At 45.6% G+C, this 12,505-nt stretch carries 13 protein-coding genes; 4 read left to right on the top strand and 9 right to left on the bottom strand.

Annotated features, from left to right (window positions below; translation table 11 throughout):
- Window positions 1–29: 29 nt before the first annotated feature.
- Window positions 30–647: a TetR/AcrR family transcriptional regulator gene (locus DFO72_RS15955; RefSeq protein ID WP_113882942.1), complete on the top strand. Its 618-nt coding sequence runs from the start codon at window positions 30–32 to the stop codon at window positions 645–647.
- A gap of 143 nt (window positions 648–790) precedes the next feature.
- Here DFO72_RS15955 and DFO72_RS15950 read toward each other — a convergent pair whose 3' ends face one another.
- From DFO72_RS15950 to DFO72_RS15930, 5 genes are all read right to left on the bottom strand, one after another.
- Window positions 791–1,489, bottom strand: coding sequence for an ABC transporter ATP-binding protein (locus DFO72_RS15950; protein ID WP_113882941.1), 699 nt, complete (start codon window positions 1,487–1,489; stop codon window positions 791–793).
- Window positions 1,490–1,503: 14 nt separating this feature from the next.
- Window positions 1,504–2,964: an ABC transporter permease gene (locus tag DFO72_RS15945; RefSeq protein WP_113882940.1), complete on the bottom strand. Its 1,461-nt coding sequence runs from the start codon at window positions 2,962–2,964 to the stop codon at window positions 1,504–1,506.
- Between the two features lie 13 nt (window positions 2,965–2,977).
- Window positions 2,978–3,856 (bottom strand): peptidylprolyl isomerase, encoded by an 879-nt coding sequence (locus tag DFO72_RS15940; RefSeq protein ID WP_113882939.1) that lies wholly within the window; start codon window positions 3,854–3,856, stop codon window positions 2,978–2,980.
- Between the two features lie 14 nt (window positions 3,857–3,870).
- On the bottom strand, window positions 3,871–5,070 hold the full coding sequence (locus DFO72_RS15935) for a S1C family serine protease (RefSeq protein ID WP_113882938.1): 1,200 nt from the start codon (window positions 5,068–5,070) through the stop codon (window positions 3,871–3,873).
- Between the two features lie 423 nt (window positions 5,071–5,493).
- Window positions 5,494–5,889: an MmcQ/YjbR family DNA-binding protein gene (locus DFO72_RS15930; RefSeq protein ID WP_113882937.1), complete on the bottom strand. Its 396-nt coding sequence runs from the start codon at window positions 5,887–5,889 to the stop codon at window positions 5,494–5,496.
- 189 nt (window positions 5,890–6,078) lie between these two features.
- Here DFO72_RS15930 and DFO72_RS15925 point away from each other — a divergent pair, with 189 nt between their 5' ends.
- Both DFO72_RS15925 and DFO72_RS15920 read left to right on the top strand, forming a co-directional pair.
- Complete coding sequence (locus tag DFO72_RS15925; protein ID WP_113882936.1) at window positions 6,079–7,452, top strand: PepSY-associated TM helix domain-containing protein; 1,374 nt, start codon at window positions 6,079–6,081, stop codon at window positions 7,450–7,452.
- A gap of 25 nt (window positions 7,453–7,477) precedes the next feature.
- Entirely contained in the window at window positions 7,478–7,939 is a 462-nt protein-coding gene (locus DFO72_RS15920) for a FixH family protein (protein WP_113883226.1), read from the top strand.
- A gap of 101 nt (window positions 7,940–8,040) precedes the next feature.
- Here the strand turns inward: DFO72_RS15920 and DFO72_RS15915 are convergent, their stop codons facing one another.
- Window positions 8,041–9,162 carry an NADH-dependent flavin oxidoreductase gene (locus DFO72_RS15915; RefSeq protein WP_113882935.1) on the bottom strand — a complete coding sequence of 374 codons (1,122 nt, stop codon included), beginning with the start codon at window positions 9,160–9,162 and terminating at the stop codon, window positions 8,041–8,043.
- Between the two features lie 222 nt (window positions 9,163–9,384).
- The gene (locus DFO72_RS15910) at window positions 9,385–9,834 is read right to left on the bottom strand and encodes a GreA/GreB family elongation factor (protein WP_113882934.1); all 450 of its coding nucleotides are present in this window, start codon (window positions 9,832–9,834) and stop codon (window positions 9,385–9,387) included.
- Between the two features lie 677 nt (window positions 9,835–10,511).
- Between DFO72_RS15910 and DFO72_RS29525 the strand changes: the two genes are divergently transcribed.
- Window positions 10,512–10,661, top strand: a complete 150-nt coding sequence (locus tag DFO72_RS29525) for a hypothetical protein (RefSeq protein WP_166672503.1) — start codon at window positions 10,512–10,514, stop codon at window positions 10,659–10,661.
- Window positions 10,662–10,764: 103 nt separating this feature from the next.
- Here the strand turns inward: DFO72_RS29525 and DFO72_RS15905 are convergent, their stop codons facing one another.
- Both DFO72_RS15905 and norA read right to left on the bottom strand, forming a co-directional pair.
- Window positions 10,765–11,208 carry an SRPBCC family protein gene (locus DFO72_RS15905; RefSeq protein WP_113882933.1) on the bottom strand — a complete coding sequence of 148 codons (444 nt, stop codon included), beginning with the start codon at window positions 11,206–11,208 and terminating at the stop codon, window positions 10,765–10,767.
- 87 nt (window positions 11,209–11,295) lie between these two features.
- Window positions 11,296–12,483, bottom strand: coding sequence for a multidrug efflux MFS transporter NorA (norA, locus tag DFO72_RS15900; protein ID WP_113882932.1), 1,188 nt, complete (start codon window positions 12,481–12,483; stop codon window positions 11,296–11,298).
- Window positions 12,484–12,505 lie beyond the last annotated feature (22 nt).

Here is a 12,505-nt window from a genome sequence, read left to right as displayed (position 1 = left end):
GCCAGAAAATGAACAAAGGAATGAAATAAATGAAGAACCCGATAGATCATTTGCCGGCAAGGCAGCAGCAGGCCCTGAAAACACGCCAAAGGCTTCTCCAGGCCGGAAAAGAAGTTTTTCTCGAAAGCGGCTTCCAGAAAGCAACCATCTCCCAAGTAATCAAAAAAGCAAAAACTGGCTACGGAACGGCGTACGTCTATTTTAAAAATAAGGATGAGCTTTTCATTACCTTAATGGAAGATCTCATGAACCAATTTTACGAAGTGGCAGAGATGCCCTTTAAGCCGCAGGCCAAAGAAGAGGCCTATGAAAATATTAAGAATCAGGTCAGGCTGTTCCTGCAGCTGGCTTTGGACGAGCGGGACATGATGAAGGTCGTAAAAGAGGCAATCGGCGTCTCACCTGAGATAGAGGGTAAATGGTATAGAATCCGCGAACGCTTCATCGAGCGGATTTCAGTCGATATCCGCTATGCCCAGGCGCAAAAGCTCGCCAAAGAGCACCTCGATCCGGCCCTCACCGCGAGATGCTGGTTTTATTCGAATGAGATGTTCATGTGGGAGCTGGTGATGAATGAGGAGAAGTATCAGATGGATGACGTGATTGTGAATCTGACGAGCATGTATACGGGCGGGCTGTACGAATAAAGAATCATGTGCCACTTTTTCATTTTACGATCCAACTTTGCTTTATTTAATTGCCACTCTTCGATTATAGGGGCCACTTCCATTCCAGTGTCTTTTTTAAAGTCAAAAAAGGTGCCTTCTCCGTCAGGAAAAGGCATCTTTTTTCAATTCGAAACAAGCTCAGGTTCATTCGCTGTTACCGTAATACTCCCTTTCGAAAGCTTCACAACCACATCCGAATCTCCCGCAATGTCGGGATCGTGCGTAACAACGATCACGCATTTCCCTTCTTCGTGGGCCAGTGCCCGTAAAAGCCCGACAATCTCCAAGGCCGTCTCTTCGTCCAGGTTGCCGGTCGGTTCGTCCGCCACAATGAGCTCGGCGTCACAGCACAAAGCCCGGGCAATGGACACACGCTGCTGCTGGCCGCCGCTTAAAGTAAGCACTTTTTGCCGGGCCTGGATTTCAGAAATCCCGACCCGCTTCAGCATCTCCACAGCAACCGCCTTTTTATTTTTCGCAGTAGAACCTGTAATTTCCATCGCCGTTAATACATTCTGAAGAGCCGTCATATACGGAAGCAGATTATAAGATTGAAAAACAATCGAGACATATTTGTTCCGGAACCGCGTAAGCCCGATTTTTCGGATATCCTTTCCTTCGTAAAGAACTTCTCCTCCTTTCGGAACATCCAGGGCACTGGCCAGAGCAAGAAATGTCGTTTTCCCGGATCCGGACGGCCCGATTATACTGTAAAAATTCCCTTTTTCGAAACTCACATTTATATTTTTCAAGATATCGTGTTTTTTATTTTCGTGTTTATACCAGTAGCTGATATCTTTAAATTCCAGCAATGAATTCATTTTTCCATCTCCTTTTAATCCTGCTTGCTTAGAATGGCTTTTGGCTGAAGGCGCAATACGGATAAGGAAGGCAATAATGCCGACAATGCCGCAATCACGAGGCCTATTAGCGCAAGGAATCCAAGATCTTCCCCCGTCACCTGGACATTCATTTCATCTACCCTCTCCACTGATTCCTGAGCCTGCATCATTTCCGGTCCAAAGCCGCCCATGCCCCTTCCTCTGAAGGATTCCGGTGTATTCGTCTGTTCTGCTGATGCCAATTCCTGATCCAGGAGCTGGTCGCCAAGCTGGCTCGCCACCACATTGCCGCTCGCTGTGGCTATGCCGAGCGATAAAACAGCCACGACTAAAATTTCCGCTATAAACTGGCCTGCGAGCTTCCACCTTTTTTCCCCGATCGCCAGCAGGACGCCCATTTCATACTTCCGCTCACGGATCGACATCATAACGATCAGACCCAATATGACCGCTCCGGCAATGGTCACCAAGTACACAATATTTTTCGAAAATCCGGCTACATTCTCAATCGGGCCGACCATCTGCTGATAAATCTGGTCATCGGCATCAAGCTTGAACGTTTCGAAATCGATGCTGCTCTCTGCTTTTGCCTGATCGATAAAGCTCTGCATATCGGCAGGATCATCTATGTAGTAGATGGCGCTATCGATTGTATTTTCATAGTCAGATCCCTTTAGTGCTGCAGCAGCAGTGTATGGAACGTACAGCTTGTTATAAGGGTTCAGTGCTGTAAAATCCATCGCCTGATCAGATCCGGCAGAACCTGTTTGATAGATTCCGATCACTTCAAGCTCCATTTCAGCCGTTTCATCACGCGGGTTCGTGACGGTAATCTTATCGCCAACTCCCAGCTCGTTTTCTTCCGCCAATGTCTGTTCAATCAGCGTGACATTTTTACCGATATGCTCCTCTGTGATTCCGGTTCCTTCAACAATCGAGGAGGTTCCATCCATAAACTCCGCAACCGAGTCTGTAAATGCAACCCCCTGCAGGCTCACATCCCCCTGCATCATTCCGCCCGGCATGCCTCTCCCAGGCTCCTGCCCTTCACTGCTTTCCTCAGATGTGTCAGAGGCAGCCGAGTCACTTTCAATCGGATCAAAACCGGAGGCAAGCCCAGTGGTGGATGAGTAGAAATTATAGCCTTTTATCTGGTCATAAGAAGCCAGTTCCTCTGCAGCATCAAGCGGGACAGGCACTGACTGGAAACGTACCCGCTCCCCTCCGCTTCCCTGCTCGGACATCGCCTGTTCTCTCAGTTTTTCCATATCTGCCTGCAGGGTGACATCCGCCCCCAGCTTCTGGCGAGCAAGATCTCCCGACTTTTCGGCGGCTGTCTGGATCGATAGTCCAGCCAGCACTAATACACAAATCAGGGTAAATACGAAGATCTGCAGAATGCTTTTCCCTTTTCTGGCCTTCACGCTTAAAAACGCTCGTTTTAAAAAATTCATCTTAAAATTCCCCTCAGCCCTCTAAATAATTCCTAATCTCATACTCTTCAAATTTCTCTTCCAGCCATGCTGTGTATTCAGTCTGCATCTCTGTTTCAAATAATGTATTTCTAACCTCTTCTTTCACATCTTCATAAACTGCTTCTTTGGCTTCCTGCTTTTCTGCTACCCTGATGACATGATAGCCATATTCCGTTTTAACGGGTTTACTGATTTTGCCAGGCTCGAGTGCGAAGGCAACTTCCTCAAATTCTTCGACCATGTCTCCCCTCCCGAAAAAGCCGAGGTCTCCGCCAGCATCTTTGTTGCTTTCATCGGTCGAGTATTCAGCCGCCAGCTCTGCAAAATCGCCGCCATCATCCAGTTTCCCGATGACTTCCTTTGCTGTTTCCTCATCCTCTACTAAAATATGGCTCGCTGATACTTGTTCCTCCTGGGCAAAGCTTTCTTTGTTTTCGTCAAAATAGGTTTTCATATCTTCTTCTGAAATCTTAATCCTTGGTTCCAGAAGCTTCTTCGTTGCGAGGTAGGATTCGATATCCTCCTCAAAATCAGCCATCGAGAGGCCGTTTGATTCGAGCGTCTGCTTTAAAGCATCCTCCCCACCGTATGACTCTGCATATACAGCCTTTTCCTCATCTATTTCTTCCTGTGTCACTTTCACATTTTCCTTCTTCGCTTCCTGATCAATCACTTTCTCGGTGATCAGCGAATCGAGAAGCTCCTGCCCGTACTGGTCAACGAGACGCTCATGCAGCTCATCCCTGCTGATTTCTTCCCCGTTTACGGTCGCAGCAGCATCATCCTCCTTTATTGTAAAAAAGATGGCTGCCGCTGCTCCGATTGTTAATACACTGCCTAAAATCCAATAGAAAACTTTCTTATTCTTCATCCTATTCCCATCTCCTAATTCGCTTTCTGATTGCTTGTCAGCGTGACTTCCGCCGTTTTCAATTCGCCCCCGCGGTAAAATTCGATTTTCACCTTATCGCCAATCGAAAAACCGCTGTATAAATGCTTGCGCAAATCTCCGGAATTCGTAATTTGCTTTCCGCCAATGCTGACCAGAATGTCCTCTACCTGAAGTCCGGCTTTGGCAGCGGCCGAATCCGGATCCACATTCGCCACAATCGCTCCGCTAGTCACCCCATCAGGAAGATTGCGCAAATATTGAGGCGGCACTTCATCAAAGCTTGCCAATCCAACGCCAAGATACGGTCGGATCACTTGTCCATTTTTAATCAGCTGATCAATCAGTGTTTTGACTTCGTTGCTTGGGATTGCAAACCCAAGGCCTTCCACTCCGCTATCCGCGATTTTCAGACTGTTGATCCCGACCAGCTGGCCGGCTGTATTCATCAATGCGCCGCCGCTGTTGCCCGGGTTAATCGCTGCATCGGTTTGAATAACATTCAAGTTCCATTCCCCTGCAGAAGTGCTCACTTCAATCGAGCGGTCCACTGCACTCACAATACCCTGTGTCACCGTTCTCGATAAATCCAGGCCAAGCGGATTGCCGATCGCCAGCACCTGATCGCCGGCTCTCAGCTTGGAAGAATCGCCAAACGTCATGGCTGCAGCGTCTACTTCCCCTTTGATTTTCAGCACCGCAATGTCTGTCAGGGCATCGGTTCCAATCAATTCTGCAGTTGCCTTCTCCCCATCATGCAATGTCACCTGAATCTCACTCGCACTTTCAATCACATGGTTATTGGTCACAATGTACGCCGCATCATCAGTCTTTTTAAAAATAACCCCCGAACCCGTGCCGCTTTCTGAAGCTTCACTCGACTGGCTGAACGGATTATTGTTTTGCTGCTGCATATTCACAACGCCGACAATCGCTTTCGATGCCTGCTCAATGGTATCCGCCAGGGAATTGGATGAGGAGGATACTGGCGTCACATCGAGATTGGATGAGCTTTCAGCTTGTCCAGCTTCTTCTGGAACTTTTGCCTGCGGCGTATCATCCTGGAAATACGGAACGGCTGTCAGCGTAAGCGCCGAACCTAGCACACCAGCCGCCACTGTTGACAGGAACCCTTTCCATACCGGTTTTTTCGCCGTCCGATTTTCCGTTCTGCTTTCTTCGTTAAACTCTGTCATGATTAAAACACTTCCTTCTTATCTATTTTGAATTTGAAATAGTTTTCGTTTGCCTTACAAGTCATACTTTAAAGGCCCAATGTGTCAGGAGAATGTCAAAGGGGATTTTTTTTCAAAAAAGACCCCATCCTCCATAATAAGAAAGGATTCCCCCCCCCTCGAAAATCAGGTGCCCTTAAAGTCACTGACGGCTGCCTGTATCAAAAGGTAAGGAACCCGATTCCACAAAAAAATGCCCAGAGAAAATTTCTCTGCGCATGTCATGAATCCTTTTCAATCCCAAATCGTACTATAATTTAACTAACTAAAAAGTGAGGTGCGGAGAATGTTTATTAGACTTTTTGATAAATCTGGCCGCACAGGGAAAATCGCCATTCTAGCAAGTACCATCCTTTTATTAATAGGCGGGTTGACTGCACTTTTCTAGGATGGACTCCCCCCTATTTTCAAGCTTTTCAGGATGGATTTAGGCACTGTCCGCAAATAAGCTTCTTTTATCAAGCCTTCTGCCTCAACCCAATCTAATTTATGATCACCTAGAATCGAGGTCCAGCCATGCTGCCCAATATAGGGTGTCTTAAAAAAACGGCTGCCTTCCTGCACTAAAAATTCCTGTGTTTCTTTCGATGTTTTCATAGCAATGGACGGAATGCCCTCTTCGTTTTCTCCCAAAATAACAAAAGGCTTATCTTTTATCCTAAATGAAGTATGGCCAAACTTATCTATATGCTCGGCGGTTTCAGGAAAACCAATGGCAATCTCCCTTATCTTTGTCAGAATCTCTATGCTTTTTTGTGATTTTAATTGTTTATGGATCATTTTAAATCTCCCTTGTCTATTCTTTAATGACAATATTCAACACTATACTTAGAAATCCTTGTCTAAAAAAGAAAGTTTCTGTCTGTTATGACAGCTTTTTGCCAAAACCTTTTTTCAAAACTTCATTCATTTCTCACATTCCCCTTTTAAGATATGAAAAGAAGATGGACGAAGAGGAGCTTTGATGACATGGAAATGGTTAAAGAAACGACTGATATACAGAAACCGCCGCAGACTAACACATCTCTTTACAGAACGGTTTGGAGATGGCACTTTTATGCGGGCATTATTTTTGCGCCATTTCTCTTTATTCTGGCGGTAACCGGAGCAATCTATTTATTTAAGCCGCAAATCGAGGCAGTCCTTTATCAGGACTACTACGATGTGACCCCTCAAGGTGAAAAGATTCCCGCTTCCCAGCAAATTGAAGAAGTGAAGAAGCTTTATCCGGATGCAGCAGTGACGGTGTACCGTCCCGGGGAAAGCGCAAATCGTTCCAGTGAAGTCGGAATTGCGAATAACGATGAATCACTTACTATTTTTATCAATCCTTATACAGGTGAGTCCCTCGGGGAATTAAACAGCGAAGACCGGATTATGGATAAAATCGAAGAGTTTCATGGGGAACTGATGGCCGGCACGCTGGGAGATCGGATCGTTGAGCTGGCGGCCTGCTGGGCAGTCGTGCTCATTGTAACGGGACTGTATTTATGGTTTCCGAAGAAAAGGCCTGGCATGGGCGGCGTCCTTTTTCCGCGTCTGAATAGAGGGAAAAAGATTTTCAGAAGAGATTTACATGCCGTTCCTGCCTTTTGGGTCACAGCGGGGATGCTCTTTTTAATCATGACTGGACTTCCGTGGTCCGGATTCTGGGGCACCAATTTTCAGTCTATGGCAACCAATACCGGGCAAGGTTATCCTCCTTCTGTCTGGGTTGGAAGCGGACCACAATCAACCATCCAAACAAAAGACATTGCCGATGTTCCATGGGCTGCCGAAAATCTGGACGTGCCTGCGTCAGACCTTCAGGGATTTATTCCTCTTTCGATTGATGATGTGGTTTCTGCTGCAGAACGGGAAGGCGTCCATCCTAGCTATTCAATTTATATTCCACAGGATAAAACGGGAGTGTATACAATTTCAGCCTTCCCGCCAAAAGCGCAGGATGAAATTACGATGCATGTCGATCAGTATACTGGTGCGGTTTTAACAGATTACCGCTATGACCATTACGGGTGGATCGGGAAATTGGTAGCGTGGGGAATTACGCTTCATAAGGGGACACAATTTGGTCTGATTAACCAATTAATCAGTTTATTCATCTGCCTCGGCATCATCCTTGTGGCGGTAGGCGGATATTATCTGTGGCTCAAACGCAAGCCCCAAAAAGATATGGGCGCACCCAAAACAGCTGGGTTTAACAGCACAAAGGGATTCTTCCTTCTGTTAATTGCCATGGGAGTCCTCTTCCCATTAGTCGGCTTATCGGTCATCGCTGTTTTGATGATTGACTTAACCTTGATCCGGAGAATCCCTGCGTTAAAGAGGTTTCTGAATGCGTAAGTTTAGGATAAGGGAGTCTATTGCCGTGAAAAAATATATCTTTATGATCCTGCTGCTGTCTTTCCTGAGTGCATGTTCACTTGATAAGAATGCAGCAGAGCTTTACAAACAGGAAACTCCGCTGAAACTGGAAATACAAACACCTGACACTTTTACAGCTGGAGAACGGGAAACAATTAAAGCCACTCTCACACAGGACGGCAAACCGGCTGTTCATGCTGATTTTGTTCATTTCGAAATTTGGAAGCTGGACGGCACTGTCCAATATGGGATGGAGGAAGCAGTCAATGAGGGCAGCGGTGTCTACAGCATCAGCAAGGATTTTGACAAGGATGGCCTTTACTATGTAAAAGTACACGCCCAGCAAGGCGACAGCCTGATTATGCCGCAAAAGCAGTTTATTGTGGGAGAGCTGTCGAAAAGCGACATGGAATTCCTGCAAGAAGGAACAGGCAAGCAGGAAGCTGTGCAGGGGCATCATCATTAAGGAAAGATGAATAAATATGAAAACAAAAGGGCAGAAGTGACAGTAAAGGCTGTCACTTCTGCCCTTTAAAAATAATTATAAAGGCACTGCTATCCAATCAATTAATCTACAACCGGAAACCACCCCGGAGTGTTTACAATTGCCTGCCAGAGCGGATCTGGGATGACCAGCTTTTCCTGATCCTTCTTGGATAAAGTGGTGGCAATTTCAGACTCTTTTCCTTCCTGCACCTTCTGCACCCAATCCGGCTCCATAATCAGTTCCCGGCCAAGGGCGACCATGGCCACTCCCGTTTCCAGTGCATTTACAGCTTCATCAGGAGTATGGATTGACCCTACTCCGATAAGCGGCAGGCGGTTATTCATTTTTTCTAACAGATGCTGAATTCTGGGCTTAGATTCATCAGCCCCTCGTCTCGGTTTGGACCAGAAGTCCATCAGGGAGACATGAAGGTAGTCCAGCCCTTTATCTGACAGCACATCGACCAATTGAAGAGTATCTTCCATGGTGATTCCTGGCTCAGTAGGCTCTTCCGGAGAAAAACGGTACCCGACAATGAATGGCTCTTTCGCATGTTCTTTTACCGCTTTTTGGACTGCGTCTACCACAGCAAGAGGGAATGTCATGCGCTTTTCAAGGCTGCCTCCGAATCGGTCCTCACGGTGATTCGAATGCGGAGAAAAGAACTGCTGAATTAAATAGCCATTGGCTCCATGAATTTCAACGCCATCATACCCTGCCTGGATGGCCCGGCGGGTGGTCTCGCCGAAAGCAGCAATGATGTCCTCCACTTCCTTTTCCGTCAGTGCTCTTGGCGTGTTGCCGCTTCCTTCAGATGCAACCGAACTGGCACTGACTGTTTCCCCATTTGGAACGAGCTCTGGGGGGCATTCCCTCCCGCCATGAAAGATCTGGAGTACTGCTTTGGCACCCTGCTCTTTAATGCTGGCTGCCAGCCTCGAAAGACTTGGAATCATCCCATCGTGATCGCCGCCGAATTCACCATGAAATCCCTTTCCGTTGGCTGTCACATTTGTACAAGCCGTAATCACCATTCCTGCCCCTTTGGAGCGGCGTACGTAATAATCGATCTCGGCATCTGACACCGTTCCATCCGGGTGGGATGAGAAATTAGTCATCGGAGCCAGGACCACTCTGTTTTTTAACTCCGCATTATTTTTTAACTGAAGAGATTCTAATAGCGGTTTATAGCTTGGATTCACAAAAAAACACTCCTTTTTATAACCTTTCAAACCTAGTGTGTTATATATTCCTTCTGTTTACGCATCGTAAACTGCGCAAAATGACCATTGCCCTGCAGGAGGGCAGCGAAAGATTACTGTAATGTTATATGTTACAGTTTAGGAAGTCAATTATTTGAATCGCAAGCTCTTTCTGCCAGGGACAGAGGGACGAATTTGTCCCTCCGCTCCAAATAATATCCGTTAGCCTGTCTCCTTGTCCCAGTACGATATTTTTTCGATAACTACATCCAGCTGGCCGCTTGGGATAATCAGGGATGTTTGTTCACCCATATTTTTTAACAGAAGCTGCCGGCCAACCGGGGACAAGAATGAAATGCAGCCATTATCAGGGTCAGACTGGTCGGGCAGGCAGATATGATAATCCTCCCGGTCATCCTCCCCGTCGAATAACACAGTTACTTTCGTTCCAATCAATACTTTTCGCAAAGGGGGTTCTGCTGGTGCTTGATTACAAAGTGCAATGTATTGCTCCACTTCATTTACATAAACACTAAGGAAGTCCTTTTTCCGCTCCTTGAGCGGAGTGGAAGATAAATATAGGCTATTCAGATCCTGATAGTTCTCATCAATAAACGTCAGCTGCTTAATAAAGTACTCTTTTTCTGTAAGTGCCTCAAGACTATGGTTCATAGTAGATAACCCCCCTGCTGGGATCAAACACCTTGCAAAACTTCAATTCTACTGTCATTTCCATGCACCATCCTTCTTTTGAATATATAAAAAGCAGACCTTTCCCGTTTACAAAGAAAGGTCTACTATATATTTACAACATAGCATATATGCACCTGAAAAGCCAGTTGACTTGTGGATCATAGGCAGGCTCCCGGAGAATTCCTTCGAGGAGTGTAGTATTAAATTCAACCATTTGTAAATCCGCAAAAAAACCAATCCTTCTCCCCTATTACTTCTCCTTTTTGTATTATTTTTACTTTTTATCTCAGACGATTTCGGCAAAAAAAAAAGCGCTCCTGCTTTTACAGGAACGCGTTTTGCACATGCTGGAATTTAGGTGCCGGGTTCGTACTCCTTACTCGGATTTTTCCTTCTCGTGTCCGAAGGTCCGCTAACTTCGGACTATTCGCCTGGGATTTTCACCTAACCTGTCCGAAGGAGAACCAGCTTCGAACTCCTCCCGGATTTTCTCAGATTCCTGTCCTAAGGACCACCTTCTATTGTCCGAACAGAAAAAAAGGGACAGGTGTCCTCTCCCTCTTTTCAAAAATCGCTCTTGCTACACGTTTCCTTATCCCTATTGAATAGTTTCACAATTATTAAGCAATCTAAACTGTGTATGGGAGGTGAAGATATTGTCACGTGAGAACGGCAAGTCAGAAAAGCAAGCAGCGAAATCCTCAGTTGATAATCGTCAAGGTTCAGGTTCAGAATACGAAAGAGAACGTGCTGGGAAAGTAGAAGGGTACGGTCAGCCATACCCTGATAATGGAGCTAAAAATTAATTCTGGTAAGAGTGAATTAGACTTTAATTCACTCTTTTTGCTTTATAAACGAGCCTTCCAATCATTAGGCCTGGTACCAGTTGATAACAGAATTGAAATCTTATTAATGGATTAATGATGCTCTCAAATCAGTAATGCCATGTTCCAAATAGCCCTTGAGGCAAGTCAGCATATAGATCCAGCCTTCTTTTTGCCCCAGCATTTTGCTTACGGCTTCAGGGTCACTTTCGTCAAGACCGGATTCGTACACCTCAACGATTGTACTCAAATGATCCGGCTCATTCAGTGTAATGGCAACAACTGTTTCTTCATTCGTTTCTCCGCCCCATGAAAACACGATTTTCTTGTTTTCCTCAATTTCTAATACATTTAAAATGCCTTCTGCATTATATTCATCATATTTCACTGTAATAGACTTGCCTTGCTGCCATCTTTCGGAACTTGATGAGAACCAGAAATGACCGATTTTAACTGGGTCTATTATGGCATCAAACACCTCACTGGCTGGCTTATTTATTTTAAGTTTAGCAGTTATTTGAGTATCCACAAAAACTCAACTCTCTTTCAGGGTATTTCATACTTCTTTTATTATAACCTGCACTCTTTTATTTGAAATGATACTTTAATTAGGCTTCTATATAGCCTTTACCACTTTGGCTGCCTTCTCTGCAGGTTTTTTCCATACCAGTGTCAACCCAATCCCCAATGCCAGTATGACGGTTGCAAAATAGTATGGGTAGTTAATATCGATATCAAACATCATCCCTCCTATAATTGGTCCGCTGATATTCGCCAGGCTTGTAAACATAGAGTTCATGCCGCCCACAAAGCCTTGTTCATTACCTGCGATATTGGAAAGATAGGAAGTGACAGCCGGACGGAATAAGTCGAATCCTACAAACACAATGAAGGTTACAAGTAAAATCGCGAAGTAGGAATGAACAACAGTCATTAAGAACACAAGCAGGCTGGATAGTATTAAGCTGTAGCGGATCAGTTTGATTTCGCCCCAAATCCGGGTCAGGCGGTCAAACAGGAGGATTTGCGATATTGCTCCGAATATGGCTCCTCCCGTGATCACAATGGCGATATCTGATGGTTTAAAAGCAAACTTGTGATCCACAAATAAGCTAAAGAATGATTCAAAAGCGGCCAGTCCAAATGAGGCAATGAAAATCAAAATAAAGGCCAGGAGATATTTTGGCTCCATCACGCGTCGGAAGCCGCTTCTGCCCTCTGCAGCCCCTTCTTCATTCTCTTCTACACTGCGTTCAGGCTCAGATAATAGAATCATCGAAAGCATAGCTGCCAGTGCACCCAGTGCCCCTGCAAAGAAAAATGGGACGCGTGTTCCAAATTCCGCTAAAAATCCGCCGATGCCGGGACCGATAATAAATCCCGTACTAATGGCTGCTGACATATACCCGAGTGCCTTTGGCCGGGTATCCGTCGTCGTGATATCCGCGATAAAGGCTGTCACGGCCGGCATAATAAAGGCTGCACTAATTCCGCCCAAGATCCGGGAAACGAATAACAGCTCGATCTCTTGGCCGATCCCGAATAAAAACTCCGATAAACCGAAAATAAAAAGGCCCGTAACAATCATGATTTTCCTGCCCCATTTATCGGCTGCTCTCCCTGCAAACGGGGAAACAATAAGCTGGGCCAATGCAAATGCGGCTGTTAAATACCCGATTGTTGTGCCCGTTATGCCCAATTCATTCATCAATGTAGGCAGGACAGGAATGACCAATCCAATTCCCAGAAAGGCTATGAATAAATTCGTCAATAATAACCCTAAAGTGATTTTTTGTGTCTTCATCTATATCATGCTCCTTACAAAA

This window comes from Cytobacillus oceanisediminis, from assembly GCF_004366035.1.
GTDB classification, from domain to species: Bacteria; Bacillota; Bacilli; order Bacillales; family Cytobacillaceae; genus Cytobacillus; species Cytobacillus oceanisediminis_C.
Note: the sequence above shows the minus strand (reverse complement) of the source record. Positions and strands in the feature narration are given on the sequence as shown.

Excerpts from the sequence above, each read along its gene's own strand:
- DFO72_RS15910 (WP_113882934.1), bottom strand. The coding sequence starts at position 9,834 with ATGAACCATAGTCTTGAGGCACTTACAGAAAAAGAGTACTTTATTAAG.
- DFO72_RS15935 (WP_113882938.1), bottom strand. The coding sequence starts at position 5,070 with ATGACAGAGTTTAACGAAGAAAGCAGAACGGAAAATCGGACGGCGAAA.
- DFO72_RS15940 (WP_113882939.1), bottom strand. The coding sequence starts at position 3,856 with ATGAAGAATAAGAAAGTTTTCTATTGGATTTTAGGCAGTGTATTAACA.
- DFO72_RS15945 (WP_113882940.1), bottom strand. The coding sequence starts at position 2,964 with ATGAATTTTTTAAAACGAGCGTTTTTAAGCGTGAAGGCCAGAAAAGGG.
- DFO72_RS15950 (WP_113882941.1), bottom strand. The coding sequence starts at position 1,489 with ATGAATTCATTGCTGGAATTTAAAGATATCAGCTACTGGTATAAACAC.
- DFO72_RS15925 (WP_113882936.1), top strand. The coding sequence starts at position 6,079 with ATGGAAATGGTTAAAGAAACGACTGATATACAGAAACCGCCGCAGACT.
- DFO72_RS15955 (WP_113882942.1), top strand. The coding sequence starts at position 30 with ATGAAGAACCCGATAGATCATTTGCCGGCAAGGCAGCAGCAGGCCCTG.
- norA (WP_113882932.1), bottom strand. The coding sequence starts at position 12,483 with ATGAAGACACAAAAAATCACTTTAGGGTTATTATTGACGAATTTATTC.
- DFO72_RS15930 (WP_113882937.1), bottom strand. The coding sequence starts at position 5,889 with ATGATCCATAAACAATTAAAATCACAAAAAAGCATAGAGATTCTGACA.